This is a genomic window from Mongoliitalea sp., from assembly GCF_054166905.1.
On record NZ_JBSZCK010000028.1, the window covers coordinates 1 to 26,981 of the forward strand.

At 39.4% G+C, this 26,981-nt stretch carries 21 protein-coding genes; 7 read left to right on the forward strand and 14 right to left on the reverse strand.

The genetic code is table 11. The features are described 5' to 3' along the window. Nucleotides 1-259: 259 nt before the first annotated feature. Both ACXIUD_RS10375 and ACXIUD_RS10380 read right to left on the reverse strand, forming a co-directional pair. Nucleotides 260-1,417 carry a DUF4221 family protein gene (locus ACXIUD_RS10375; protein WP_458052566.1) on the reverse strand — a complete coding sequence of 386 codons (1,158 nt, stop codon included), beginning with the start codon at nucleotides 1,415-1,417 and terminating at the stop codon, nucleotides 260-262. Nucleotides 1,418-1,441: 24 nt separating this feature from the next. After that, the gene (locus tag ACXIUD_RS10380) at nucleotides 1,442-2,584 is read right to left on the reverse strand and encodes a DUF4221 family protein (protein ID WP_458052567.1); all 1,143 of its coding nucleotides are present in this window, start codon (nucleotides 2,582-2,584) and stop codon (nucleotides 1,442-1,444) included. Between the two features lie 273 nt (nucleotides 2,585-2,857). Between ACXIUD_RS10380 and ACXIUD_RS10385 the strand changes: the two genes are divergently transcribed. The 4 genes from ACXIUD_RS10385 to ACXIUD_RS10400 all read left to right on the forward strand — a co-directional run bounded on the left by ACXIUD_RS10385 (nucleotide 2,858) and on the right by ACXIUD_RS10400 (nucleotide 10,019). After that, on the forward strand, nucleotides 2,858-3,568 hold the full coding sequence (locus ACXIUD_RS10385) for a LytR/AlgR family response regulator transcription factor (protein WP_458052568.1): 711 nt from the start codon (nucleotides 2,858-2,860) through the stop codon (nucleotides 3,566-3,568). After that, nucleotides 3,561-6,596, forward strand: coding sequence for a histidine kinase (locus ACXIUD_RS10390; RefSeq protein WP_458052569.1), 3,036 nt, complete (start codon nucleotides 3,561-3,563; stop codon nucleotides 6,594-6,596). The genes ACXIUD_RS10385 and ACXIUD_RS10390 overlap by 8 nt, the downstream gene beginning before the upstream one ends. Before the next feature lie 233 nt (nucleotides 6,597-6,829). Next, nucleotides 6,830-8,002 (forward strand): N-methyl-L-tryptophan oxidase, encoded by a 1,173-nt coding sequence (solA, locus tag ACXIUD_RS10395; RefSeq protein ID WP_458052570.1) that lies wholly within the window; start codon nucleotides 6,830-6,832, stop codon nucleotides 8,000-8,002. 193 nt (nucleotides 8,003-8,195) lie between these two features. Then, a complete protein-coding gene (locus ACXIUD_RS10400) occupies nucleotides 8,196-10,019 on the forward strand; it encodes a phosphoenolpyruvate carboxykinase (GTP) (RefSeq protein WP_458052571.1) in 1,824 nt (607 codons plus the stop codon). Between the two features lie 70 nt (nucleotides 10,020-10,089). On the opposite strand, the gene ACXIUD_RS10405 is transcribed toward ACXIUD_RS10400, so the two are convergent. The 4 genes from ACXIUD_RS10405 to ACXIUD_RS10420 form a co-directional block, all read right to left on the reverse strand. Then, the gene (locus tag ACXIUD_RS10405) at nucleotides 10,090-11,607 is read right to left on the reverse strand and encodes a GH3 auxin-responsive promoter family protein (RefSeq protein ID WP_458052572.1); all 1,518 of its coding nucleotides are present in this window, start codon (nucleotides 11,605-11,607) and stop codon (nucleotides 10,090-10,092) included. Then, nucleotides 11,607-12,344: an LPS export ABC transporter ATP-binding protein gene (gene lptB, locus ACXIUD_RS10410; protein ID WP_189582160.1), complete on the reverse strand. Its 738-nt coding sequence runs from the start codon at nucleotides 12,342-12,344 to the stop codon at nucleotides 11,607-11,609. Before lptB ends, ACXIUD_RS10405 begins: the two co-directional genes overlap by 1 nt. A gap of 1 nt (nucleotide 12,345) precedes the next feature. Further along, nucleotides 12,346-14,070 (reverse strand): single-stranded-DNA-specific exonuclease RecJ, encoded by a 1,725-nt coding sequence (gene recJ / locus ACXIUD_RS10415; protein WP_458052573.1) that lies wholly within the window; start codon nucleotides 14,068-14,070, stop codon nucleotides 12,346-12,348. A 216-nt stretch (nucleotides 14,071-14,286) separates the two neighbouring features. Continuing rightward, complete coding sequence (locus tag ACXIUD_RS10420) at nucleotides 14,287-14,958, reverse strand: class I SAM-dependent methyltransferase (protein ID WP_458052574.1); 672 nt, start codon at nucleotides 14,956-14,958, stop codon at nucleotides 14,287-14,289. A gap of 182 nt (nucleotides 14,959-15,140) precedes the next feature. On the opposite strand from ACXIUD_RS10420, the gene ACXIUD_RS10425 reads away from it, so the two are divergent. Further along, nucleotides 15,141-16,511: an exopolysaccharide biosynthesis polyprenyl glycosylphosphotransferase gene (locus tag ACXIUD_RS10425; protein WP_458052575.1), complete on the forward strand. Its 1,371-nt coding sequence runs from the start codon at nucleotides 15,141-15,143 to the stop codon at nucleotides 16,509-16,511. Beyond that, nucleotides 16,501-17,433, forward strand: a complete 933-nt coding sequence (locus tag ACXIUD_RS10430) for a class I SAM-dependent methyltransferase (protein WP_458052576.1) — start codon at nucleotides 16,501-16,503, stop codon at nucleotides 17,431-17,433. Before ACXIUD_RS10425 ends, ACXIUD_RS10430 begins: the two co-directional genes overlap by 11 nt. Here ACXIUD_RS10430 and ACXIUD_RS10435 read toward each other — a convergent pair. Further along, complete coding sequence (locus ACXIUD_RS10435) at nucleotides 17,430-18,341, reverse strand: universal stress protein (RefSeq protein WP_458052577.1); 912 nt, start codon at nucleotides 18,339-18,341, stop codon at nucleotides 17,430-17,432. The genes ACXIUD_RS10430 and ACXIUD_RS10435 overlap by 4 nt on opposite strands. 127 nt (nucleotides 18,342-18,468) lie before the next feature. Between ACXIUD_RS10435 and ACXIUD_RS10440 the strand changes: the two genes are divergently transcribed. After that, complete coding sequence (locus tag ACXIUD_RS10440) at nucleotides 18,469-19,032, forward strand: 2'-5' RNA ligase family protein (protein WP_458052578.1); 564 nt, start codon at nucleotides 18,469-18,471, stop codon at nucleotides 19,030-19,032. A gap of 33 nt (nucleotides 19,033-19,065) precedes the next feature. Here ACXIUD_RS10440 and ACXIUD_RS10445 read toward each other — a convergent pair whose 3' ends face one another. From ACXIUD_RS10445 to ACXIUD_RS10475, 7 genes are read right to left on the reverse strand one after another with little or no spacing between them, the layout of a single operon-like run. Beyond that, entirely contained in the window at nucleotides 19,066-20,226 is a 1,161-nt protein-coding gene (locus tag ACXIUD_RS10445) for a DUF1972 domain-containing protein (protein WP_458052579.1), read from the reverse strand. Next, complete coding sequence (locus ACXIUD_RS10450; RefSeq protein ID WP_458052580.1) at nucleotides 20,208-21,362, reverse strand: glycosyltransferase family 4 protein; 1,155 nt, start codon at nucleotides 21,360-21,362, stop codon at nucleotides 20,208-20,210. The genes ACXIUD_RS10445 and ACXIUD_RS10450 overlap by 19 nt, the downstream gene beginning before the upstream one ends. Next, entirely contained in the window at nucleotides 21,355-22,257 is a 903-nt protein-coding gene (locus ACXIUD_RS10455; protein WP_458052581.1) for a class I SAM-dependent methyltransferase, read from the reverse strand. The genes ACXIUD_RS10450 and ACXIUD_RS10455 overlap by 8 nt, the downstream gene beginning before the upstream one ends. A gap of 4 nt (nucleotides 22,258-22,261) precedes the next feature. Further along, nucleotides 22,262-23,383, reverse strand: a complete 1,122-nt coding sequence (locus tag ACXIUD_RS10460; protein WP_458052582.1) for a glycosyltransferase family 4 protein — start codon at nucleotides 23,381-23,383, stop codon at nucleotides 22,262-22,264. Further along, nucleotides 23,380-24,777 carry an O-antigen ligase family protein gene (locus ACXIUD_RS10465; RefSeq protein WP_458052583.1) on the reverse strand — a complete coding sequence of 466 codons (1,398 nt, stop codon included), beginning with the start codon at nucleotides 24,775-24,777 and terminating at the stop codon, nucleotides 23,380-23,382. The genes ACXIUD_RS10460 and ACXIUD_RS10465 overlap by 4 nt, the downstream gene beginning before the upstream one ends. Next, on the reverse strand, nucleotides 24,768-25,706 hold the full coding sequence (locus tag ACXIUD_RS10470; protein ID WP_458052584.1) for a glycosyltransferase family 2 protein: 939 nt from the start codon (nucleotides 25,704-25,706) through the stop codon (nucleotides 24,768-24,770). Before ACXIUD_RS10470 ends, ACXIUD_RS10465 begins: the two co-directional genes overlap by 10 nt. Next, a complete protein-coding gene (locus ACXIUD_RS10475) occupies nucleotides 25,663-26,979 on the reverse strand; it encodes an oligosaccharide flippase family protein (RefSeq protein ID WP_458052585.1) in 1,317 nt (438 codons plus the stop codon). Before ACXIUD_RS10475 ends, ACXIUD_RS10470 begins: the two co-directional genes overlap by 44 nt. Nucleotides 26,980-26,981 lie beyond the last annotated feature (2 nt).

Consider the following 26,981-nt stretch of genomic DNA (forward strand, 5'->3'; position numbering starts at 1 on the left):
ACACAATTCCACCTCTGCGAACTCTCCGAAAAAACTTAGCGTACTCTGAGGTTTATCTTCATCGCCAAGATCTAAAGGTTACCCTAGGAACCCTAAAAAAGACGCAATTCCAACTCTGAGAACTCTGCGAAAAAACTTAGCAAACTCCACGGTTAACCTCCACCACCAAGATCCAAAAGTTACCCAAAGAACTCTAAGAAAGACATAATTTCGCCTTTGCGAGCTCTGCGAAAAAACTTAGCGACCTCTGCGGTTAAAGTTACATGCCCACCTTCACCCTCACAAAACCCAACTCATCCTCCATATTTTGATAGATCCAAATCTGTCCATCCTTCACAAATACCTTACTTAACCTATTAAGGGAAAGGGGTACCAACGTTTCTCCTAGCAATTCAAAATTCTTATCAAACACACTCAGGTATAGCTTCATCCCAGTCGCTTTATACGAACCCCATTCTTCCTTTTCTTCTCCAAAGGTCTTTTTGTATACAAAACGATAGTACCGCTCATGCTGAGCATCCCAATGGAAACTCAAAAAAGTAAAATCCTCCTCTACTTTTTTCATTTCCTCGTATTGCTGCGGGCTTTCACCTTCTACACTTTTGGGCCCCATATACGTCCGCTGCTTACCAACTATTGGGCCATCCCAAGATTTTTCGACTAGTGTACGTGAGGCAGGGTCATAGATATACAATTCATTGAAAACCGTGTTGCCAATCAACAGTTTATCCCCCTGAACAGAAGAAACCACACCAGACCCAAAACTTCCCATCCATTGCCCATCATATAAAATGTCTGTTGATACTTCTTTCAGCTTATTGAGTGCAGGCAACTCGATTACTTCGGCATTTTCGCCGTCCAAATCCACCAAAAAGTACCGTTGAGTACTCCACTCTATAAACATGCCAATCACTCTATCTTCAGACCCACTTACTTTCAACAATTTTGTGGGATAGACAGAGCGGTCGTCCTCTGAAATACCTAAAGCCTTTAACAAGGGGAAATCCTTCACTTTTACGGCATCATCCGAAAATTCAGCTGTCAGTCCATAGCTCCATAGCAGCAGGTTACCTTTTCCTATTGCGGAAAACCCACTTAGAAAAGCGCCTATGCCATTGGGCCCTTCTTTTTCAAAGGTGGTTTTTCCAAGCAAGCCTAGTTTTTCCAAATCTATGGTTTCTAGGATATTCTCCCGCCTGTTAAAGTTGTATAAAAACTTCCCATCGGGGGATACATCCGATAGGAATAAATTATCATTGAGGTAAATAACATCATCTCCCGGATCGACCATGACTGTATCCATGCTAAAAGTCAATTCAGCCAATGCTTGCTCGCCCCGTTGCTCACTGGTATTGCAAGCAAAAGCTAGGAATCCTAGCACTAGAAGGAAGAAAAGAGATTTGAAAAACTTGTTCATATGGTAGAAGGTTAGTTTATAAGATTACTGATTGATAGACAAGCGCATATACGCTAATTCATCGTCTAAGTTGAGAAACAAATGCAGCTTTCCATCCTTTACAAACTTGGGTGAAGGAGTCTTATCAAATGAACCCATGGTCAGCTCTTTTTCTCCCAATAGTTCAAAGTTAGCACTCAACACGCTTAGGAAGACTCGCTTTTTTATTGGTTCCTCTCCTACTTTGGGAAGGTCCATATAGCTAATTCTGTAAAACACCTGCTTTTGCTCATCCCACAGCGGTTGCGTAAAAGTAACTTCCTGATAGATTTTTGCTGTTTCAGCCCTCATTTCTTCTATGCTTGAAGTCTCATTTTTGTAGGAGCCCGTCTTGCTGCTAGCGGTCAGCTGATTGTTGTATGACAATAACCGCAAAGAGTCAGATGCTACTGTATATTTATATACTCCGTTCATTGCATTGGTAAAAAATAACAGCTCACTTTTCCAAGGAAGCATATCATGGGAGGGATGCCACATGGACATGCTTCTGCCATCATCTGAGGTCCACTTCACTTTGTATTTATCCATCATTTGGAAGGCAGGCATTGGGATGATTCGGCTACTTTCATTGACCAAATCCAATACTAACACATCCGGATTAAGCGTTTCAAAGTTTAAAAACTTGCAATAAATCGTATTTCCATCTTCAGAAAATCCCAAAAAAGAAAGCGATTCTTTTTCACCCTTTTGCTCCAACATCCATGGCTTATCCAAACTCAATCGCTCAAGCACTTTTCCTTCTGAGTTTGTGATCACTATTTTATCATCCCAACCGATAAAAGCCATTCGTCCATCCGATAGCAGCTGGAATTGATAGGCATTTTGCCCGACACCATCAGGACCTTCTTTTTCTATGGGTATCTTTTTGACCAATTCCATTTTATCCAAGTCCACTATTTCCAGTTCACCTGCATCAAAAGACCAATTAATCAATGTTTTGGAATCCTCAGTATAAGCGTGGGAAAAGGCATTGACAGCCGCCATGAGGATTTCGTCTTTGGAGTCTACAAGAACGGTATCTATCGCAAGATTAAATGAAGAAAAATCTCCTTGTATATTGTCTTTGGTGGCAGAATTGCAAGCTAGCAACAATGCAAGCGAACAGAGTAAATAAGTTAGGTTTTTCATGTGTCCTAAAAGGCTTCTCTAAAACTAAAAATATTTTTAGTTACATCAAACAACTCCAACGGAAAATTAAAATCTCAGGAAGCAAACGCTGGTTTGATTTTATGAATTTTTCAATCTTATTTTTTTTTCATATTGAAAAAATTATAAAAAACGCTTTGTTGGCTAACTTATTAGTGAAAAAAGGGCAAAAAATACCCAAAACAGGGTATTTTTTGCTGTCTGGAGCTAATGTAATTTTAAATCGTTAAAGTCACCCACCCAATTCCAGTCACCATGATTAAAGCCATCATTATAGATGATGAATTCCATGCACAAGAGAACTTGGAAATGTTTATTAGTAAGCATTTCAGTAAAATTGTGAAAGTCGTCGCCAAATGCTCCAACGTAGAAGAGGGCTTAACAGCTATTCACAAAGAAGAACCTGATTTAGTTTTTTTAGATGTACAAATGCCCGACCAAACGGGTATAGAATTATTAGACATCATAGGAGAGCGATCATTTGAGGTAATTTTCACTACTGCTCATGAAGATTACGCGATAGAAGCCATCAAAAAAGATGCTTTTGATTATTTGCTCAAACCACTTGATGGCGTGGAGTTTCAGAAAACAATTTTCAAGTTCCTTAGTAGACAAAGCTCGGAGAAAAAAATATCCAAACAGTCTGAGTTGCTCAATGTAAGCGCCTTTGCAACAATTTACGGGTTGGAGTTTATCAAACATGATGAAATCTCGTATTGTGAAGCAAAGAAAAATTATACCATTGTGTATAAATTGAGTGGAGAATATATTACGTTGACCAAAACATTGGGAGCTGTGGAGGAAATTTTGCCAAAAGAAGTCTTTGCACGTGTGCATCAGTCTTATTTGGTAAATCTCAAAGAAATTCAACGTTACATTCGAACTGAAAATAAACTTGTGCTACGATCAGGAAAGGAATTGAATGTATCTATTCGACGAAAAAATCTCCTTTTTAACTTTGAGTAAGGCATCAAGACCTTTGAAAGTTATCGTCCGGCTACTCATGAGTATTGCCTGTTGGATAGGTCATACTGCAGCTACACCGGCGCAGCAACAAATCACAAAAAAATATTCGATTGCAGATGGCCTGCCTAATAATTCCATCAGATCTCTCTATGTAGACTCCAGAGAACTGCTTTGGATTGGAACCGAAAACGGGATTGCAATCAAGCGTAATCAGGAATTTTTAAGCTTCTTTACGGAAGACGGTCTAGCATTTAATTCCTGTTGGGCAATTACAGAAGACCAAGAAGGAAAGATGTGGTTTGGCAGTTACGGGGGAGGGGTTAGCATGTTTGATGGTAAAAGCTTCCACAAGATCCAAGAAGGATTGTACAACCCTTTTATCAGAACATTACATATTGTTGATGATTATGTTTTGGTCGGCACAACGAATGGACTTAACCTTATTGATAGTAAAAATCTTTCGGTGTTAAAAGTCCAAGGCAGCCAAGGAAATGAGGCATGCAATTTCATCTCAGGTTTCTTCACGTTTCAAAATCGTTTGTTTTATACGACTTATAGGAACGGAATATTTGAAGTGAAAATTTCAGGAGATACATATACTGCTGAAAAAGTCAATGAATTGGAATACATCTACAGCCTTCATCAGCAGGAAAATCATATTGTTATATCAGGAAGAGAAGAATTATTACATTTCAATCTTGAGGTCCTTATTTCCAAGAATCCTGAACCTGACAGAGTAGAGGCAAGTTCTAATTTTTACAATTTCCAAGAAACGGCTTATGGTCTAGTTGGTACTGCTACTGGTCTTTACAGTCCTAATGGTGGAATTTTTGAAGTTTCACCGAATAACTTGATTTCCCTCAACAAGCGCTTTCAGATAGATAGCAAAAACCTTTGGTCGATGGCATATCATACTTCCTCTACAACCTTATACCTAGGTAGTTTGGACAAGGGTCTATATGAAGTCAATCTTTCGGATAGAATTCTTCTATTTGATACGCAGGGAGTAGAAGTCTTAGGATTTTGCGGAGACGATGAGTTGGAAGCCATACTTAGAAGCGATGGTTTACACTTACCTTTACTATCCAAAAAACTTTCATTAAATGCGTTTAAAACTGTTCAACAGCGATATTTTAATAATCCTAATGCTTGGATACCTCGACTGGAAGATGATTTTTATGAATTTAATCCACGTTTAACTGAAGATGAAATCATTTTTTATAGACTTATTAAGCATGAAAACACTTTTTGGATAAATAGCAATATTGGTATTTTTCAGGTATCAATAACAGGGGATATCATGTGCTATCTCCCACTTCATAGCTTTGTCATAGGATTTACCCCAGAAGGCTACCTTATTGAGAGTAACCCTTACGGTGGATTGCGGATTTATCCCGATCTATCCACCCCTAAAAATTACCAGTATTACAATCATGAGGTTCCGGAAACACCTGATATGCTTTCCCAAATTGTCAGTAAAAATACTAAGACATACTTTTCATCTGTTTTCTCAGGCTTGTTTCGATTAGATGAAAATGGGTTTTTTTCATTCAAAGAATCAGGAACTTGGAGTGTAGAAAAAATCAAAAGCATCTATCCTACCGGAGGAAATCAGCTAATTGTAGGTGCAGAGTTTGGAGATGTTTTTTTAATCGAGGACGAGGAAGTATTTAAGGAAGTCTTGAAAATTTCTAAAAGCTCTATTTATGGCAGCTCTATAATAGGTGTAAAAGCATTTAGAGATGCTATTCTCATCATAACAGAAAAAGGTCTCAACATTTACCAAGATGGAAACATCAAGTTGATTGATGCAGAACAAGGTCTAAGAAAAACAATCATCAAGAGTTACAAAATCATCGGAGAGGATCTATACTTAGGTTACGAAGACGCTTACATTAAAATCGATCTGCCATCTATATTAAGTGATGCCTATCAATCTTATCAATTGAAAATCACCAAGCTCTTAGTAGATTTTAAGCCTTACAATAGGGATGAAATGGAGTGGCTAAGCTATATTCCTGAAAAAATCATTCTCAAAAAATCCCCTTCATCCCTTCTCATACAATTACAACCAAGTCGTCTCTTGTATCCAGAAAAACTTCAGTACAGGTATCGCTTGAGCGAAGACCAGGATTGGACACCTTTTAGCACAGATAACGAAATCTATTTATCTTATCTAAATTATGGTGATTATACCCTGGAAGTGGAGGTCTTTGACTTGCATTCTGGAAAAACGGAATACTTCAATCTCTTGGAGATAAAAGTACTACCTCCAGTCTATTTACAGAATTGGTTTATCATAGTTGCTGTTTTCCTAGCCGTTATCATCATCTTTAGCACTTTCAGGTTACGCATTAACCAAATCAAAGAAGCTGAGGCAGTAGAAAGAAAAATCGCAGAAACAAAACTAGAGGCCTTGAGAAGCCAAATGAATCCTCATTTTATATTCAACGCTATCAATTCTATCCAATACTTTATTTTAAAAAACGATACCGATAGAGCAGTACAGTTTTTATCAAAGTTTTCTAAGCTAATCCGCAAAACACTGGATAACTCCAAAAGCAACAGCATCAAACTATCACAAGAAGCAGAGTACTTGCGGACATACATGGCCGTAGAAAACGAACGAATGGCCAACAGGGTACAATGGGATGTGAGATTAGACTCGAGTTTAGATCCTGAGTTTATTGAAATACCTCCCATGTTTATTCAACCCTTTATTGAGAATGCATTTGTACATGCATTTCCTTCGTCAATAAATGAACCAAGAATTACAGTTTTATTTGAGGCTATAGAGCAAGGGAATATAAGCTGTTTGATTTCTGATAATGGAATTGGCATATCTGTAAAGGCCAATAAGTCCCATAGAAGCAGGGGTCTCGAACTTGTTGCTGAAAGGATTTCCTTATTACCCAATGCACTTCCCGATGCAATTTCCATTCAAAGTGAGGAAGGTATGGGGACCACAATTCGGGTGAAAATCCCCGTCAGTACACATGGTCCTATGCAGAAATACACCCAAAAATAGCAAGGTTGCTGAACGCTTATTTACAAAAATCGACACTTTTATGCTAATTTTCTACACTTACTCAATTTGCCATTTTCTTATTTTTTTTGTTTTTATCTTTGGATTGAAATAAGGTTATTCTTTGTTTCCTTTATTTTTTTAAAACCGGCTGGGTTCAGGGTGAAGACGAGGCCGGTTTTTTTTTATGCCCTTTTCTCAACAAGATTGTACCAATTATTTTTATCTTATGATCCATGAATCGAACAAACGTAGACATCGCTGTCATAGGTCTCGGAGCCATAGGTGCCGCTACCTTATATCAACTCAGTAAACATGGAAAAAAGATCTTGGGAATTGATCAATTTTCACCTCCTCATGACATGGGGTCCACCCATGGAGAAACCCGTATCAGTAGATTGGCAGTCGGTGAAGGATTTGATTTCATTCCTTTTGTAAGGCGATCACACGAGATTTGGGATGAAATCTACCAAGCTACTGGGGAAAAACTTTTCTACCAAGTTGGAGGCATTTTGATGGATTCGGGCAATGAAGCATGGGCTAAACACGGGTCGGAAGGTTTTTTTGATCGAACTGTCAATTTTGCAATCGAATCCGGTGTGCCACACGAAGTCTTTGATGCTAAGGAATTAAAAAAACGATTCGAGGAATTCAACTTGGAGAGTACTGGACAAGTTTACTATGAACCATCAGCAGGATATGTTCTACCTGAGCTCGCGGTCTCAACCCAATTAGCTTTAGCTACCAAGTATGGGGCTGCCATCAAAACCCACACAAAAGTACTTGGATTGAAACCAATTCCAGGTGGGGGGGTACTCATCGAAACCAATCATGGAATAATAGAAGCAGGGCAGGTAAGTATTAGTGCAGGAGCTTGGGTTAAGGATTTTATACCCAGTTTCTATAAATCCCACTTCAAAATTTGTCGACAAATCCTTCATTGGCTGCCAATTGATTCAGGCTATTATAAAACAGGAGCTTGCCCTGTCTATATGTGGGGGTTTGGCCCCAATCCCGAAGACTTCATTTATGGTTTTCCTTCCTTAGATGGCTCATCTGTAAAAATGGCCTCTGAATCCTTTATTGCAAGCCATCATGCAGACACAGTCCACAGGATAATTTCCGAAGAAGAGCAAAATGCTTTCATAAAAGATAAGCTTCAAGGAAAATTCAATGGGCTTAAAAGAGGTGTCTTGCGATCCAAAACCTGTCTTTACACGGTAACCCCCGATTCTTATTTTATTGTAGATCGCTTGCCTGACTTTCCGGAGGTAATAGTGGCCTCTGCATGCAGCGGACACGGTTTTAAGCATTCCGCCGGATTGGGAGAGGCAATAGCTCTAGAACTACTACATCAAGAACCTACGGCTTCATTGAAACCATTTCATTGGCCAGCTATAGATTTTTAACAACCTTTTTGCAAAAATCCTATGAGAATAATCATCTTTTGTTCAAATTTATATCATCAAGCCTAAGCCTATTTTCCTAGATTAAAAAGTTAATTTTGATGATGAAAAGTCAATAAGCCATTGGTTTATTGAGAGATTTCATTGATGAAAGAAACTATTGAACTAACTTTTGTTTCATTATAAACTGATAGCCATGATAGCTGAAGTAAAAACCGAATTAAAGGCCTGGGTTGATGCAATGGCCGCTCACTTCCAACCAAACGCAGTACACTGGTGTGATGGCACCCAAGAAGAGTATGACAATATGTGTCAGATGCTTGTTGATAAAGGTACATTTATCAAGTTAAATCCTGAAAAAAGACCAAACAGCTTTGCCTGCTTCTCTGATCCTTCAGATGTAGCAAGGGTAGAAGATAGAACGTATATCTGTAGCAGAAGAAAAGAAGATGCAGGTCCCACCAACAATTGGATGGCCCCTGCGGAAATGAAAGAAATCTTGGATGGCTTGACAGCAGGAAGCATGAAAGGACGCACCATGTATGTGATTCCTTTCTGTATGGGCCCTGTTGGATCTCCTTTATCGAGATATGGCATAGAAATCACAGATTCCGAATACGTAGTGGTCAACATGAAAATAATGACCCGCATTGGTAATCAAGTACTTCCATATTTGGATGATAACACTGTTAAGTGTATACATACGTTGGGCGCTCCTTTGGAAGAAGGACAAGAAGACGTCAAGTGGCCATGTAATCCAACTGTAAAATACATCTCTCACTTCCCGGAAGATAAATTAATTATTTCTTATGGTTCTGGATATGGAGGTAATGCCTTGTTGGGTAAAAAATGTTTTGCACTAAGAATTGCCTCCTCCATGGCACGAGAAGAGGGGTGGTTAGCGGAACATATGCTCATCATGGGTGTAGAAAGCCCAGAAGGTGATAAAAGTTATGTAGCAGCTGCATTCCCAAGTGCTTGTGGAAAAACCAATTTTGCCATGATGCTTCCACCAAAAGAAATGGGAGGCTGGAAAATCACAACAATCGGAGATGATATCGCATGGATTCATAAAGGAAAAGATGGAAAACTACATGCGATTAATCCAGAAGCGGGATATTTTGGAGTAGCGCCTGGAACCAACTACCACACGAATCCATCAGCTATGGAAAGTGTGAAAGAAAATACCATCTTCACCAATGTAGCCATTACACCAGATGGAGATGTATGGTGGGAAGGCATGAGCAAGGAAGTTCCAGACGGATTGATCGACTGGCATGGTAAACCTTACGACAAAAATTCAGGTAAACCTGCTGCCCATCCAAACTCTAGATTCACTGCACCTGCTGAGCAAAACCCAGTGATTGATTCTGAATGGGAAAACCCAGAGGGTGTTCCAATCTTAGCATTTATCTTTGGAGGTAGAAGAAGTACGGCCGTTCCTTTGGTATACCAAGCCTTTAATTGGAACTTTGGTGTATACATGGCGGCCACAATGGGTTCAGAAATGACCGCAGCAGCCTTTGGTGAAGTTGGAAAGGTACGAAGAGATCCATTTGCCATGCTTCCGTTCATGGGCTATCATATGGGTGATTACTTCAATCATTGGCTACAGTTTGGCAGAGACCTTCAAAATGCTCCAAGGATATTCGGTGTCAACTGGTTTAGAAAAGATAAAGATGGAAACTTTATCTGGCCTGGATTCGGAGACAATATGCGTGTTTTGAAATGGATTATCGGCCGATGCAAAGGTAAAATATCTGCTGTAGAATGTCCGATTGGCTGGAGACCACGCTACAAAGACATGGATTGGTCTGGATTGGACTTCCCGAAAGAAGACTTTGATAGCATCATGGTGATTGAACGTGAACCTTGGAAAAAAGAACTGCTTGGACACAGTGAGCTATTCGAACAGTCCTATGACAAGATACCAAAAGAGTTTCTATTTATGAGAGAGTTATTGCTTTCTGCGCTATGGAGGTCTCCTGAGCGCGTTGGCTTGGCACCAGAGGTTGGTTAATCCCCACTTGAATTAACGAATACTAGCCGTTGGAAACCATTTTGAATTTGGTCTTCCGACGGCTTTTTGATTAAATCAATTGAAGAAGTTCATCTAAGTGCTCACGTGTATTGGACAAACGAGGCACCTTATTTTGTCCGCCCAATTTACCTTTGGATTTTAGCCATTTTTCAAAAAGACCTTCCTCCACAAAATGAATCTTGGGACGAACTAGTGCTAGATCTTTATATCGCTTTGCATCATAATCAGAATTAATCTCTCGTAAGGTTTGATCCAAGATCTCTGCAAATCTTTCCTTAGAATCAGGCATTTGCTCAAATTCAATGATCCACTCATGAGCCGCCTGTTCTTGGGAATCTCCAAAATATACGGGCGCTGCTGAAAAATTCTTGATAATCGCATTTGTCAAATCGGACGCCTTAGCCACCGCTTGCTCTGCGTTCTCTACAATTACCTCTTCCCCAAAAGCATTGATGTAGTGTTTTGTGCGCCCGGAAATTTTCAGGCGATAAGGAGCAATACTGGTGAATTTGACTGTATCACCAATTTTGTAGCGCCATAGTCCTGCATTGGTAGTGATGACTACCGCATAATTTTTACCAATTTCCACACCTTCCAATGGTATCAAGGTAGGATTTTCTTTTTCCCATTCTTCCATAGGAATAAATTCATAGAAAATCCCATAATCCAACATCAATAGGAGCTCTTCAGAGTTTTTTTGATCCTGTATAGCAAAGAAGCCTTCGGAGGCATTATAGGTCTCCATATATCTCATTTTTGGAGATGGAATCAAGGATTCAAAAAGTTTGCGATACGGTCCAAATGCCACTGCTCCGTGAAAGAAAACTTCCAAATTTGGCCAGACTTCCAAAATATTAGATTTTCCAGATAGCTCTAGAATCTTTTTGATCAATACAATAGTCCAGGTAGGCACGCCGGCAATGCTTGTGACATTTTCTTGCATGCACTCCTTAGCCATTGCCTCGATTTTGGCCTCCCACTCGGACATAAGCGCAACATCCAAGCTTGGCGTACGGGCAAATTGCACCCATAGAGGCAAATTCTCCATAATTACCGCAGAGATATCTCCTACTTGTATGGAGCTAGCAGCATCCATGGGATTTTTACTTAAGCTTCCGCCTATGCTGAGGCTCTTTCCTGTAAAAAGTTTTGTATCGGGATAATTGTTGATATAAAGGGACAACATATCCTTTCCTGCCTTGAAGTGACACTCTTCCAATGCTTCTTGAGATACAGGTATGTATTTGCTTCTGCTTGATGTAGTACCGGAGGACTTGGAAAACCACTCTATGTCAGTAGGCCACAGGAGTTCCTGTTCACCTTTCAGTATCCGCTCAAAGGTTGGTTGATACTTTTCATAATCCGCCACGGGAACCTGCTTGTCAAACTCCTCATAAGAGGTGATGTCGGCAAACCCATACTTTTTTCCAAAACTGGTACGCTTAGCTTTATCGAGTAAATCCTCTAACAAGTCTTGCTGCACTGCAATGGGGTTTTTTTTGAAATTTTCAATCTGACCTATGCGGTACTTGAGTATCCAGGTCATAAAGGAGTTGATAACTTCCATTAGCTAAAAGTTTTTCGTTTGAGTTCAAAATGTTGACCAAGGTACACTCTTCGAACTTGCTCATCTGCTGCTAATTCCTCCGCTGTCCCTGCTTTCAATAATTTTCCTTCAAACATCAAATAAGCCCGATCAGTAATCGATAAGGTTTCGTTCACATTATGATCGGTAATCAAGATGCCGATATTCTTGTTTTTCAACTTGGCTACGATTGTCTGTATTTCTTCTACCGCTATCGGATCTACACCTGCAAATGGCTCATCGAGCAACACAAACTTAGGATCAACTGCCAAAGCTCTCGCAATCTCTGTTCTTCTTCGCTCTCCACCGGAAAGGACCATTCCTAAATTTTTGCGAACATGTGTCAAGCTAAACTCTTCCAATAAGCTTTCTACTTTCTCTTTGCGCTCAGCTTTGTTTTTATTGGTCATTTCCAAAACAGCCATGATATTTTCTTCTACTGACAGCTTTCTGAAAACTGAGGCTTCCTGTGCCAAATAGCCTAAACCCAATTTGGCCCGCTTATACATGGGGAGTTTGGTAATATTTTGATCTTCCAAGTAGATTTCACCTTCGTTAGGCTGAATCAACCCTACGATCATATAAAATGAAGTGGTCTTCCCTGCACCATTAGGGCCAAGTAAACCTACAATTTCACCTTGCTCGACCTCTACAGAGATGTCATTGACCACCCTTCTTCCTTTGTATATTTTGACCAAATGTTCGGCTCGTAATTTCATCTTAATCAAATTTGATGTCTTTTACATATAGCTGCAAGCTACTGTTGTTTCTAAAAGTATTTTCTCTGATCTCAAAAGCCAAATCAAATCGCATTTTTCTATTGAGCATTTTGTAAATAATTTCATCCGGATATACTGACTTATCTGCCATCCCAAAAGCTATACATACTGGCTTAGTGACCTGACCGTCTTGGACCACATTGAATCGTAAATGTTTATCTTTCAAAATCCGCACTTCTTCGGCATACACTTGAGAGACGGTGAAAATAGGTTCAGGGTTGCCCGGACCAAAAGGTGCCATCTGCTTTAAAATATTATAAAACTTATAATTGATCTGATCCAGCAAAATTTCATCATCAATTTCCAACACTGGCTTCATGTGAATATCAGTAATTCTACTGGAGACTACTTCCTCAAACTTTGCTTGGAAAGCCATTACTTTATCCACAGACATGGTCAATCCGGCAGCATATTTATGTCCTCCAAACTGCTCCAACAAATCACTGCATTCGGCAATAGCTTCGTAAATATCAAAATCATAGACTGATCGGGCCGACCCAGTAGCTTTATTGTTGGATTCCGTCAATATGATCGTAGGTCGGTAGTACTTTTCTATGCATCTCGATGCCACAATACCGATTACCCCTTTGTGCCAATCTTCTTTGAAGAGTACCGTGGACTTCATTTCTCGCACAGTTTCCATTTCTTCAATCATGGAAATAGCCTCTTTGGTAATATTTTCATCGAAATTCTTACGTGCTGAATTGACCGTATCAACAAGTTCAGCCCTTTGTATAGCGTCATCCAGATTTTTGGAGAGCAGCAACTCAACAGAAGCTTTGGCATGCTCTAAGCGTCCCGAAGCGTTGATCCGAGGACCAATCTTGAAAACAATATCGCCAATACCCATCTCTTTTTCGATGTTGCTCTTGATCATCAGAGCCTTGATTCCCGGGCGAGGATTATTATTGAGACGTTCTAGGCCGTAATAGGCCAAAATTCTATTTTCACCTGTAATAGGAACAATATCCGCCGCAATACTGATTGCCAATAAATCCAGATAACTCATGACTTCGGCCACTTCTAAATTATTGACCATACTAAAAGCCTGAATCAACTTGAAGCCAACACCACAGCCGCTAAGCTCTTTATATGGATAGGCACAATCTTTTCGCTTTGGATCCAAAATAGCGACTGCCGCTGGAAGTTCTTCCCCTGGGGTGTGGTGGTCACAGATGATAAATTCTACCCCAAGCTCCTTGCCCAGGGCCACCTTCTGTATCGCCTTTATACCACAGTCGAGAGATATGATCAAGGTAAATCCATTCTCGGCAGCGTAGCGCACACCGCGCTCACTAATACCATAACCTTCCTTGTATCGATCGGGAATATAAAACTCCAAGCGGGAATAAAAACGATTTAAAAAACCATACATCAGTGCGACAGAAGTCGTCCCATCTACATCATAATCTCCATATACCAAAATCTTTTCCCTTTTCGTAATGGCTTGCTGAAGTCTTTCTACCGCTCGATCCATGTCTTTCATCAAAAACGGATCATGGAGCTTATCAAGGTCAGGTCTAAAAAACTCTTTCGCCAATTGAAAATTATGCACCCCCCTATTGGCCAACATATTGGCCAAAGTTGGGTTGACATTGATATCTTTACTCAAGGATTGAACGACCGACTCGTCGGCCTTCTCTCGAATCATCCATTTATACTCCATAAGGCTAAATTACTAAACAATGGGGCTTTTTGATGTTTCGTTAACATATTTTACAAAAAAAAGAGTCCCCTTCACTATAGCCTAACGAAGGGGACTCCAAGAACTGATTTTAGAATTTAAAAAAGAATGGTTTTTCAGGAAGCTGTTGCAACCAAACGTACTTCTAATTCAACATCATCGTAGATCAATCGATCCGCAAGGTTTTCAAAATGGCCATCACAAGTTATGGGCGGTAAGGGACTTATTCAGACCGAAAAATTTTTCCAAATAAATTGCGCTTCCAGGAAATAACGCCTTCATTTCAGGCAAAGAAAGAAGACGAATTTCATCCAAGTATTGCTTTGCGTCAGCCGCTTTCCATTGCATGCCTCTGCTCAACTTCGTTTTAGTTAATACAGTAAAGGTCCAAGATTTTGGTATGTATTGAACGAATGGCAGCACATAGTGAGCTTCTACAGGAAAATGCTTATTGGGGGTTTGGATAAAATAGTATTTTCCTACCCGCATGCACTCCTTAGCCATCTTCTGCTGATTTTCCCAAGTGTATAAATGCTCGATTACAGAATTGGAAAAGACTAAATCAAAACTATTGGTATCAAACTCTGGCATTTGAGTGGCATCGCCGGCGACACTCCTCATTCCTTTCGGAAGGTTTTTCTCTTCTGAAAGGTTGAGCAGGGTGATTTCTAATCTTCCTGATTGGAAAATTTCTTTATCCTCCCAAAAATAAGCAGTTCCACCTACATCTAGAATTCTAATCGTCTGACTTTTGGCAAAATGTTTGTTGAGTAAGTTTACGAAGTCTACAAAACGCTTATTTCGCAATTTGTAGCCTAAGGAATGAGGTTGGTCAGAAGAAGCTAATAAGGCTTGGAAGAAATTTATCATTAGGGCTGAGCTAGTTACAGCTTTGGTACAAAATCAAATTTAATCCGACAAAATTAATAGACCATTGGGATTCTTTCGTAATTTTACGAACAATTTAAAATTTAGCTGTTTATCGTAAAAAAATTTAGAAAGATTCATCCTGATTAGATGGTCGTTACGTATATAAGCTGAAATTGATTTTTATGGAAAAAAAATTTGATCAATACTTCCCCTGGTTTTTTGTCGTAGGCGATGTTGCAGTAGTAGTACTTTCTTTTTTCTTGACAGGAACACTATTGCAAGAATACGGCGCTGTATCCCATCCTGAATTTTCTACTTTTTCCATATTTATTATGGTTTGGTTGGTCATCACCATTCTGAGGAAAGATTATCGCTACGGTAGGACAAGTGAGGCACAACAAACCCTTAATAAATTACTTGGCTCTTTGGTATGGTTCCTGGCCATTGTTGCTATTGTGTGGATGCCGGTGTATTCTGATGCACTTCGATTAGTATATTTCATAACATTGGCAAGTGCTTTGTTCCTATTTATAGGTTCCTACCGTATTGGGGTACACTTGATTTTAAGAAAAACCCGAACTTTTGGTTTCAACAATCGAAAAGCAGTCATCATCGGAAAAGGCAACAGCAGCTCCAAATTGGAAAGTATGTTCAGTTTACGGAAAGATTTTGGTATTCAGTTTCTTGGATACTATGATGACCTATCGACCTGTAATCAAACCAAAGGAACCGTCGAAGCATTTTTTAATGATGCAAGCAATCTGGACTTAGACGTCATTTACATCAATGAAAGTCTAAAAGAAAGTCTGGTACAAAAAATCATCAATTACGCAGATGAGCACTATATTAAAGTGAAAATAATCCCAGGAGGGAATCTTCAACTGGAAAAGAATCTATCTTTCTCCCGCTATGGTGATTTCTTTGTAATCAACGTCAACGAAATCCCCTTGGATAGCTTACTCAACCGTTTCTTTAAGCGAACGTTTGATCTTGTTTTTTCACTTTTTGTGACTGTATTTATCCTGAGTTGGCTTATTCCCTTGGTGGGCCTTCTTATCAAACTAGAGTCCAAAGGACCTGTTTTCTTTATTCAAGAGAGAAATGGTGTGAATAATCAGGTATTCAAGTGTTTGAAGTTTCGCTCTATGACACCCAATGATTATGCCGACACACATCAGGCAACAAAAAATGATCCTAGAGTTACCAAAATCGGTGCATTTCTGAGAAATACTTCTTTGGATGAGATGCCACAATTTTTAAATGTACTGATGGGAGATATGTCAATCGTAGGTCCAAGACCACATACAATCCCTATGAATCAGGTTTTTAAAACCCAAATTGAAAAGTATAATTCCAGACACAAAATCAAACCAGGCATCACTGGTCTTGCTCAAGTTAAAGGCTTTAGAGGTGAAATCGAAAACCCGTACCAAATCAGGTCTCGAGTTAAACTTGATTATTTTTATATCCAAAACTGGTCTATCTGGATGGATTTGAGCATTTGTTTCCGTACGGTATATGAATTGATACACAATCGGGAAAATGCCTATTAATCCAAATCCAGCTTGCCCCTATTGCGGTTTTTCCTCTCCAGACAACAAAAGGTATACAGCCCGGGAGATGATGTTTGGTACAAAAGAAGAGTTTACCTACAGCTCTTGCAATCAATGCCATAGTCTGTTTTTGGAAAAGGTCCCTCAGGATCTAGGTAATTACTATGCATCAGATTATTATAGTTTGAGCCCTTTGGTAAGCAGTCCATCGTGGAAAACAATGCTCAAAAAAGTACGAGAGACAATCTTTCGCTTAAGTAATTACAGGCTATTTAAGCCCATTTATGGGGATTGGTGGCAAGTATTGCAGCCAAGCAAAAATGCCAAAATAGCAGATATAGGCTGTGGAAATGGGCAGCTTCTTTATGAACTTCATGCGGCAGGATATACCAACCTTTGGGGTTTTGATCCATTTATGAGTGAAGAAAGAGTGGATGAAGGTCTTTCACTTCAAAAAAAAGAAATTGGTGACATCAGCAGTAAATTTGATCTGATTATGTTTCATCACGCTCTTGAACACATGCCAAACCCAGCACAAGTGTTGAATCAAGTGCTTCAACTCCTCCAGCCTAATGGACAGTTGCTCATCAGAATACCCGTAGCTGACGCTAGTGTATGGAAAGAAGAAGGAGTAAACTGGGTACAACTTGATGCGCCAAGACACCTCCATATACCAAGTGTCAATGGACTAAAAAGCTTATCCAAAAAATTAGGATTCGAGGTTACTACTGTTGTATTTGATAGCAGTGAATTCCAGTTTTGGGGTACAGAACTTTATAAAAAGGGTATCCCTCTAAATCAATCTGACCCACAAAAGGTATTTACAAAAGAAGAGCTTTCTCATTTTAAGAAAAAAGCTCTTCTGTATAACAAACAAAACAAAGGCGACCAAGCTTGCTTTTATCTCAGAAAGCTACCCTAGATCCTAGACAAAGCATCTAAAAAGCCCATAGTTTCGCCTTTTTTCTTGACGATCAACATTGGTAGTTGATTGTTTTTTTGGACTAGGTCTTCGGAAACACTTCCTAAAAGCACCGCAGCAGATCCTGTCCTACCTCTACTACCCATCATCACCATATCTGCGTTGTTGTTTTTTGCTGATTGAATAATCAACTCTGCTCTACCAATGTTCGTTTTCAACTCAAAAACACAATCTATGGCTGGATGATTATTTCTCTTTAAGAAGGCTTGAAAATCATCTTCAGCATGTTTTTTCATGAGCTGAGCAAACTCCTCAAAAGATTTCCCTGTTTTGTAGTAACCGATAGGCACTTCATAGATATGAAGTCCAAGCACAGCAGCGCCTAGTTCACTAGATACCCGCTCTGCAAACTGCAAGGTGAGGATCGAGTGGGATGAAAAATCCATTGGTATCAAAATCTTCTTAGGCACATCAACATTAGTATCCTCTGTCAAAAACAATACAGAGCATGGTGCTTTTTGAGCCATACTTTTTGCCAATGATCCAGAGCCTGCCAAGCGTTCCTTTCTCCCCATGATGATCAAATCCACGTCCTTATTTGATGCCGTCTTTAGGACGTTTAACATGGCCTTACCTTCCAAAATTATAATCTCATATTCTAATCCTTCGGGAATAGAAAAAGACTTTAATGACTGCTGTATTTCTTTTTCCAAAGTCTCATCCACAGGAACCGCTAGATTTGGATAATTCTTTTTGATTTCTTCAGGGATGACAAAGTCCTTTGCTATGTGAACGAAATACAATTTCTTTAGGCCTAGCAAATTGGCTAATGCAAAAACTTTCGGAAGGATGATTTCATCCATCTCTGATAAATCAAGGCCAACCATAGCCCTTTCAAAATTCTTCATATGCTGTTATTTCTGAATTCAGTCTCAATTTACAAATTAAAAAACATCCAAAAAAAGAAGACTCATTTTTGTTTGTTGACACTAAGAAAAACATTTCATCCTACAAAAACCAATATATTTGTGTCAAATGGCAAAATCAATCGCTAAGTATTTTATTGCGCTTGTCCCAGAAGGAACCATACAGGAAGAAGCTACCCAAATAAAAGAAGTCCTTAAGGAAAGCTTTAAAATCAAGTATGCGCTCAAGTCTCCGGCGCATATTACAATTAAAATGCCCTTCAATTGGAATGAGTTGAAAGAAGACAAGTTAGCTTTGCTTCTAGGGGACTTTTTTAAAAACAAACAGTCGTTTGATCTTCGGCTTAAAGGCTTTGATCGCTTTGGCAAGAGAGTCATTTTTATCGCAGTAAAACCCTCCGAAAAACTTGAAAAACTACAACAAGAGCTAGGCTCATTTTCAAAGCTTATCTTAAAGCTACCTTTGGAGCTCAGCGACACATCTTTCCATCCACACATGACCATCGCCTTCAAAGATCTCAAAATCCCCAAGTTTGACGATTATTGGAGCTTTATTAAAAAACAGTCATTTAATCATCCCTTTCTAGTAAAAGAGGCTGCCTTACTCAAGCGAATTGAGGGCAGATGGGTGGTCATCAATAAGTTTCCATTACATGCGAATAGTACTGAATAAATAATTTATAGCTCCTCTTCCTTAGTTTGTTTATCAACTTTTTAACCCTGAGGCAATTGCATTTATCGCACCTTTTTTTTCCTGTTTTAATTCTAAAAATACCTGTAAATACTGTTCTGTCACAAAATCCCAGTTGTAGCGTTGAGTCAATCCTGCGTATGCAGTCTGTCTCAATTGCTCCATTTGAGATTCTTCTGCCTCAGACTTATCCACAACTTGAGCGACGGATTCATCATTTTTTTCAAAATACCACCCATGCTTTCCTTGCTGAAGCATTTCTTGATTAAAAGGCGTATCCAAAGCCAAAATAGCACAGCCATAACCTAATGCTTTCAACATGGCCGGGTTGGTGCCCCCATATTCATGTCCATGAAAATAAGCATAACAATGATGATACAATGACTTCAACTCTTCTGGGTCAGTCACATATCCTGTAAACAACAAACGTGGATCTTTTAGGTTTTTCAAACCTTCGGCGTAAGCGTCTTGGAAAGGAACATCTCCTACAATTACCAATCGTCTTTGAGAATTTGATTTAAGAAAACCTGAAATGATCAAATCGGCATTATTATCAGGCACCAATCTTCCCACAATCAAAAAATAAGACTGAGGTTTTAAATCCCATTTTGCTAAGAGGGAATCATCTGCACCTTTAGAAGGATTTGCTCCGTAGGCTATTACTGTGGAATCTGTATGAAATTCTTCTAAGTACACCCTCCTCATTTCATCGGAATCATTGATAATTCTATCAAACCAGCGAGTTGCCATCCGAGAGGACCATTTGAAATATTTAGAACCAAAACCTTTCCATTTGGGCCTCAACCACTCCAAACCATCTACATTGATAGCTGTTGGTTTGCGTAAAAGTCTAGAAATAACTCCAAATGGGCCGTTGCCACTATTGACTACAAAAATCACATCCGCATCTGAAAAACAGGCATGAATCATGGAGAGAAAAGAATGCGTCAGTTGAGTCAAGCTCTTTTTTTCAATCGCCGGCAAATAAACCAAACGGATACCATTGACAATCTCTGGTTTTTCTTTGAACAATGCACTGTGACAGTACACGGTCACTTGAACACCTTTTTTTTGCAAACGCTCTCCCAATTCCCGGACCATGGTATCATAGCCTCCATACACATAAGGATAGCCTTTGGCTCCTAAAATGGCTACTTTCAATTGATCTGCTCCCATAAAAATGCTTCTATTGATGTGGAAAACTGTTGGTAAGAAAATGAATCAAGCACTCTTTTTTGGCCAGCCAATCCAATTTGGACCGCTTGATCAGGGTTATCTAGTAATTTGCTGAGATACAAAACACCCTTTTTTTCATCTCCGATAGGAAAAATATAACCTGTTTGATTATGAACAACCATCTCCCTTGCTCCACCCGAATCAGAAGCTATCACTGGTAATCCAGCTGCCATAGCTTCTAAAATTACAGTAGGAAAGGAATCTGGCAGAATAGAAGGAAGAACAAAAATGTCCGAAGCCTTCAATATTGCTGGGATATCTCTTCGAAATCCTAAGTCCACAACATGATTGGACAATCCATGATGCGCTATAAAAGCATGTAACTCTTCCTGAATAGGTTCATAGCCTGGATACGGGTCTCCCACCATCCAAAATATTGTATGTGGATAAGTCTTGACTAAAGATTGAGCCATTTGAAGAAAAAACAGCTGCCCTTTACCTGGATTGATTCTTCCCACCATGGTAATGATACGCTGATGATCTTGGACTCCGAATTGAGCCCTTAATTGCCTATCAGCGTTAATAAACTCCTGATAATCCATCCCATTGTGGATAACCTTTGGCTGCGCTACTTTCAAATGCGGCATCCAATGTTGAGCCACTGCCTTAGATACAACCAAGGGATGTGGGGTACTTTGGTCCAATTGCCTAGCCAAAAACTTGATCAAAAACTCTGGCCCAGGTAAGATTTCATGGATATGCCATACGTGTTTGATCTTGTTCTTCCGAGCAAAAATTGCCCCAATAATAACTGCTAAGGTGTTGGAGTAAATGAGTACAATTTCTTCTTGCTGATGCAATTCTTTCAAAAATTGATAAGCCTTCAACAAGCGTTTTCCCCGGTTGATGATACCCAATGGTGAAAAATACTTTCTACGAAGAATGCCCAAATTCATGATCCGCACATCCATCCCTAACGATTCCATCTCCTCTCTTAATGGACCATCTCCTGGTAAAACTACCACTGTGGAAAAGCCCATTTTACGAACTATCTCCAATACAAAAATTAATATCTTGGAAGCTCCATAAAGCTCCGAAGAACTATGCAAAAAAACAATCGTCCCCTTCTTATCCATGCTCCTTTTTCAAATACATCCTCAAAACCCCACCCTTTTTAAAGCCAACTGCCAATATCTCCCATATCCACGCCAATGGTAATAATGCAGCTACCATCACTAAAGTCCCAATCTTTTTCTTCCCCTTCAAGTCTACGATGATATTTCCGCGATAGCCAACCTTACCCATAAGGGCACGCAGCATCCCCAAAACACCCAAGTGAAGGGAGTAATATTGAGTCTTTGCTGTAGTTAATCCAATCTTTTTAAGGGCAAGAGTTAAGCTGTTTTCATTCCAATGACTCAGGTGCTTGGGTATATCCCAATGCATCCAGTCATCTCCGGCTAGTTGGGCCTGCCAACTAGCAGCATTGGGAACCTCGATGACAACAACACCACCTTCTTCAAGATTGGAGTCAACCAATTCACTCAATAGTTGCATAGGCTGGGGCAAATGCTCCAAGACATGTAGAAGCGTAATTACCTGAAAAGAGCCTTTTGAAACCTTCCCTCCCTTGTAATACTCATTAATAACTTCAATCCCGTATTTTTCTTTGGCAAAAGTAGCTCGTGCCTGAGCAGTTTCAACCCCAACAGTTTTCCAACCTTGTTCTTTTGCTCGGGCTAAAAACTGCCCTTTTCCACAACCAAAATCCAAGACAGATACGTTTTCTGAAAGACCTAACAGTTGTTGGGCTGTGTGGATAACTTTGCTTGCTTCTGAAAAAATAATGCGTTCAAAGACAGATTTACGGTTATCCACAACTGCATAAACCTCATCCTCGTAAAGCACTTCTGCTTGAATATCCTCGGAAAGATAAGTCCATTCAATCCCACAGGTGACACAGTGCACTTTTGTCAAATGCTCATGACTCTTTTGGGGTGTTGTACAATTGGGGCACTGCTGCTGCCTCATAGCATTAGTTGGTTAGTATCAAGCGATGATAGGCATCTGCAAAAGCTTTTCTGCCAAAGACCTCTTTTCGGGCCTTACCCAGCTCAATCAATTGCTTTCTCAGTTCAGGGTCGCGATACAAAGATTCCATTTTTTCTTTTAAATCCACAGCATTTCCTGTTTGATGTATCAAGGCAGCTCCTCCAGCGATTTCAACCAAGGCTTCTTGAGAAGAAATTAGCACTGGAGTATTTAAACGCATCGACTCAATCACAGGAATTCCAAATCCCTCATTTTGAGAGGGAAATACATAGACCAAGGCAGTCTCATAGAGTGTTTTTGCAGCTGCATCAGAAATAAATCCAGGCAAGATCACCTTATTTTCTAAACCATATGATCGAATAGTGTCCTCCACAGTTTCCCAATCATCTACGGTTTTTCCCAACCCTCTCTCACCCGCTAACACTAATTTTATTTCTGAAGAATTTTCTCTCAAGAATTGTGCAAATGCATGGATCAGTATTGGAAGGTTTTTACGCTTGTCAAAACTGCCTAAGTGAAAAAAGAAGCCGTTTTCTTTTAAGCCAAATTGGGATAAAATTTTTTCGTCACCATTACCTTCATATAAATTAGGACATTGATAGATTACATGTGGTATTTGTCCAATCAACGTATATGTTTGAATGGCTTTTTTAGCAACTTCTGAGGTTGTAATTATCACATCTTGCTTTTTCAACCCACCATAAATCATGTGGATAAAGTACTTTCTCCACCAAGAGCTATAATTTTGGGGCATTTGCCAAAAAAATGCATCATGGATCACCGTAAAGTTTTTTTTACTTGTCAAAGCAGGTCCAACAAAATCAAAATTGATGATGCAATCAGCACCCGAGATCCAAGCCTTCCAAGGTAATAGAATTTGCTTCCATAAAAAGTAGTACACATGATACAATAATGTTTTCCATTTGGGTTGCTTCCCACGAAAAAAATTCTTTTGCGATTGTTGATCAGGATCATGAGAAAAAATAAACTCAATATTAGGATGTGGATAAGTCTTCACGGAGGCTACAAACTCCAGCATATAGGTTTTGATTCCAGTCAAAGCTGTATTCAAATAGAATAAATCCACATATACCTTTTTTTTCATGCGGCCACAGGTTTAGGATATCGGATTCGTTGAAATGCATTGACGGAATAACCAACCATCCACCAAGACATCCATGCTACATAGCTATACAACTCAGCGTTGGCTGTGAACAAAGGCAATAAAAGGCCCACCTTCACCGTCGCGCCAACAAAAGCAATACGAGCCGTCATAACATTATCGGACTGTCGGAACACCTGAATGCATGTTTTGATACCATAGGCTAAGATCAAGATATACAAAAACATTCCAATCCAACCCAACTGCACCCCATAAATCAGGTACTGATTTTCTCCACCTACCCGGAGTTCCTCATCTACCACCCCCACATTTCCACTCATGGCTAAACCGATACCCAAAGGATTGGCAACCATGGACTCCAACGCCAGCAACCACTCTACCAAGTGACCCACGGAAGAAGTGTTTTCAAAAGTAATTGTATCAACAACAAAAAAGTAGAAGTCTTCGGTCGCAAAAAATAGTACAAATATCACAAAGAGTAAGAACAAAAATGCACCAACCAAGATCAAGCGATACAAACGGAAAATAACGGCAATAAAGAAAATCATCACAAAAAAAGAAGCAAAAGCAGCTCTTGATGCAGAAAACAATAAGCTAGCAAAAGACGCTCCCATCACAATCCCATATAAGGTCCAATCTTCTCGCTTACTCGTCAAATACCAAATCAATCCCGCAGAAAAGCCTAACAAAACTGAGCTTGCCAATTCTAAAGGATCTGCAAAAAAAGATGCCAATCGACGGCTAGTAGATTGGGTCTCAAATGTCCAGGCTAAATCGTAGTGACCCGTAGGCTCAATATCACGCACTTCCTGAAAAAATAGTGCAAAACCCGTGTGCGATTGGAGGTGGGTTCCTACCATCTTCTCTCCAACATTTACAACAAATGCTAGAATAGCTATAATAAATATTCCCTTAAATAAAGCCGAGATATTAATGGAGTCAACTTCTGTATTTCTCGCAAGAAAATATACTAATGAGGGCATAAGCATGTTTTTAAAATACACAGCTTTAGCTAATGCACTCGCTTCACCCAAGGGCAAGAGGATATATAAAAATCCCAAGCCTGTAAACGCCAAGAACAGTATGTCAACTTTGTGTAACCGAAAAGAATAATTTAAAAGACTCTTTTGGTAGCATACGAAACTCAATACTGCCGTGAATAGCACCAATTCTTTCAGATACTGAAAAATATTTACGATTAGAATAGACTGTGTGGCCAAATACACTATCCCTAAGCCCGTCACATAAAAAGGCAAATAATACAAGACAAAAAAGATAGCGTACTCATATTTCCCTTCCAATACGATCTTTCGCATTACCCATGTAGTCAGGATAACGGTCAAAATAGCCAGTAGAATAAAAATAATCAAGGACATAGTGGTCGATTAATGTGATGATCCAAAACCAATCCATCATTAATGCCTTTACTAACAGCTTTGGCTTTTTGGAATCTACCTCTAAGACAAAAATACACTATCCAAGCAAAATACTTGCTCAAATGATAACCGAAAGCAAGTAGAAAAGCTGGATACGAAAGATGCTTTTTAATTAAAAACAACTGATTTCTGGTATGTAGGTAAAAAACGGTAGGACTAAGTGTTCCTTCTTTGCTTTCTTTTTTGGAGGATGCATTTCCTTCATGGTAAATGACACTTTCCTTGGATAACAGGAGCTTATAACCTGCTTTCCGTATTCTCAATGACCAGTCCACATCTTCGAAATAAGCAAAAAAGGAAGCCTGCAAAGGTCCAAGCTCTTGGATAACCTTACTTGGCAATAACATACAACATCCCGTTACCCAATCCAAAGCATGGGAGCCAAAGGTGTATGAGGCCAAAGTCGCTCGATCTCCTCGGGTCGTAGAAATCCCAAGCCAAGAATTAAACTTACCTCCTGCACTCCAGATCTTTTTATGATCTTCTAGCAATAAAATTAAAGGCTGCACAATCCCAACCGTCGCATCATTGTCTAACATATTCACCATTGGTGTTAAAAAATCAGATGACACTAAAGTATCATTGTTCAAAAGCATCACATACGTAAACCCATTTGCCAACGCATAACTTATGCCAACATTATTTCCACCTGTGAATCCCAGATTCTGGTCATTTTGAAGTAGGACAATCCATGGAAATTCTTCTTTCAGGCGCCATCCAGAGCGATCCTCAGAAGCATTATCCACTAGTATAATTTGATAGTTAGAATAGTTGAGCTTAGCCAAGGAATCTAGACAGTTCCGCGAATGCTCATATCCATTCCAATTAAGAATGATGATCGCGACGGAAGATTCGTTGTGCAAAGGCATGTACTAAAGATTGATTACGGGTATAGATGAGATAAGAATATATGATGAAAATAATAACTTCTGAGGATAAGAGTGCAAAACAAAGACCAATACCACCATAGTAGGCAGTCAACAATGAAGCCACCACAACCACATACACACACATTAGCCAGGAAGCTTTAAAGAGCAACTCTTTTTGATTAGCTACGAAAAGAACAACCCCATTAATTATGTTTAACGAAGCTAAAAAAGGAATAAAGGCCAAAATTTTAAGATATATGATAGACTCTTCCAGCCGGTTTTTTGCTAATAACTCCACAACAAACCCCGCAGAAATAAACGTAACAACAGAGACCATCAATCCCAATGACATTCCTATCAGATAGGTTTTTGAAACAAATCGAATAAATGCCTGCTGATCCGTTTGATAGAGCTTTGAAGCATTGGGATAAATTGCCTGTATGATCAAGGTAGGAAACATTCTCAGGACCATGGTGATTTTTTCAGCCAAGCTAAACATCCCCAAGGTGGTGTCATTTCCAAAGAAACTTAATATGATTAAGCCTCCATTTACAGATATATGTGCAGCAATATTCGACAGAAAAAGATAAACATTATCCCGCAAGGAATGCCAAATAGCCTTGATTGTGGGCCAGAAAAAATGGATATGCATGGCATAACGCATGTATAGTAACAAAAAAATATTCAAAAGTAGCGCAGAAGAGCCGAGTATAAAGTTTACCCACTTCGCTTGTTCGGGCGCATGGATAAATAATACGATGCCAAATAAAAATAGTAGCTTACTGAAAATGTTGGTCACCGAAATCAATTTCATTTTTTCCATACCCTGAAAAAACCACAATGGTAGGGTGGCTTCAGAAAAAAGCAGAATAGTAGAAAACATCAGGATTTCTTTATAATCCCTGAAGAAGTTGAAAGCATAAGCGGCAATCCAAAGGAACAAAGCTGTAAAAGCAGCCAATGCCAGACGAGTAAACAGCACTTGAGAGGCTATTCGCGATAATTTCTTAGATTGATCATGAAAAATAGCAATCTCACGCGGAGCACTGATATTAAACCCAAAACCAACAATAATATTCGTGAAAATGATTACCGATAATGCCAGATTGACCAAACCAAATTGATCTACACCTATGGACCTCAATAATAGGGGCATAGACATGATGGAGATCAACATATTGGATGCTTGGATCACCACCAGAAAAATAAAATTCTGAATGGATTTATTGCGGATATAAGACCCTACAGGAAAGGAAGAAAGTTTCTCCAGCATGC

Excerpts from the sequence above, each read along its gene's own strand:
- ACXIUD_RS10375 (WP_458052566.1), bottom strand. The coding sequence starts at position 1,417 with ATGAACAAGTTTTTCAAATCTCTTTTCTTCCTTCTAGTGCTAGGATTC.
- ACXIUD_RS10380 (WP_458052567.1), bottom strand. The coding sequence starts at position 2,584 with ATGAAAAACCTAACTTATTTACTCTGTTCGCTTGCATTGTTGCTAGCT.
- ACXIUD_RS10385 (WP_458052568.1), top strand. The coding sequence starts at position 2,858 with ATGATTAAAGCCATCATTATAGATGATGAATTCCATGCACAAGAGAAC.
- solA (WP_458052570.1), top strand. The coding sequence starts at position 6,830 with ATGAATCGAACAAACGTAGACATCGCTGTCATAGGTCTCGGAGCCATA.
- ACXIUD_RS10400 (WP_458052571.1), top strand. The coding sequence starts at position 8,196 with ATGATAGCTGAAGTAAAAACCGAATTAAAGGCCTGGGTTGATGCAATG.
- ACXIUD_RS10405 (WP_458052572.1), bottom strand. The coding sequence starts at position 11,607 with ATGGAAGTTATCAACTCCTTTATGACCTGGATACTCAAGTACCGCATA.
- lptB (WP_189582160.1), bottom strand. The coding sequence starts at position 12,344 with ATGAAATTACGAGCCGAACATTTGGTCAAAATATACAAAGGAAGAAGG.
- recJ (WP_458052573.1), bottom strand. The coding sequence starts at position 14,070 with ATGGAGTATAAATGGATGATTCGAGAGAAGGCCGACGAGTCGGTCGTT.
- ACXIUD_RS10420 (WP_458052574.1), bottom strand. The coding sequence starts at position 14,958 with ATGATAAATTTCTTCCAAGCCTTATTAGCTTCTTCTGACCAACCTCAT.
- ACXIUD_RS10425 (WP_458052575.1), top strand. The coding sequence starts at position 15,141 with ATGGAAAAAAAATTTGATCAATACTTCCCCTGGTTTTTTGTCGTAGGC.
- ACXIUD_RS10430 (WP_458052576.1), top strand. The coding sequence starts at position 16,501 with ATGCCTATTAATCCAAATCCAGCTTGCCCCTATTGCGGTTTTTCCTCT.
- ACXIUD_RS10435 (WP_458052577.1), bottom strand. The coding sequence starts at position 18,341 with ATGAAGAATTTTGAAAGGGCTATGGTTGGCCTTGATTTATCAGAGATG.
- ACXIUD_RS10440 (WP_458052578.1), top strand. The coding sequence starts at position 18,469 with ATGGCAAAATCAATCGCTAAGTATTTTATTGCGCTTGTCCCAGAAGGA.
- ACXIUD_RS10445 (WP_458052579.1), bottom strand. The coding sequence starts at position 20,226 with ATGGGAGCAGATCAATTGAAAGTAGCCATTTTAGGAGCCAAAGGCTAT.
- ACXIUD_RS10450 (WP_458052580.1), bottom strand. The coding sequence starts at position 21,362 with ATGGATAAGAAGGGGACGATTGTTTTTTTGCATAGTTCTTCGGAGCTT.
- ACXIUD_RS10455 (WP_458052581.1), bottom strand. The coding sequence starts at position 22,257 with ATGAGGCAGCAGCAGTGCCCCAATTGTACAACACCCCAAAAGAGTCAT.
- ACXIUD_RS10460 (WP_458052582.1), bottom strand. The coding sequence starts at position 23,383 with ATGAAAAAAAAGGTATATGTGGATTTATTCTATTTGAATACAGCTTTG.
- ACXIUD_RS10465 (WP_458052583.1), bottom strand. The coding sequence starts at position 24,777 with ATGTCCTTGATTATTTTTATTCTACTGGCTATTTTGACCGTTATCCTG.
- ACXIUD_RS10470 (WP_458052584.1), bottom strand. The coding sequence starts at position 25,706 with ATGCCTTTGCACAACGAATCTTCCGTCGCGATCATCATTCTTAATTGG.
- ACXIUD_RS10475 (WP_458052585.1), bottom strand. The coding sequence starts at position 26,979 with ATGCTGGAGAAACTTTCTTCCTTTCCTGTAGGGTCTTATATCCGCAAT.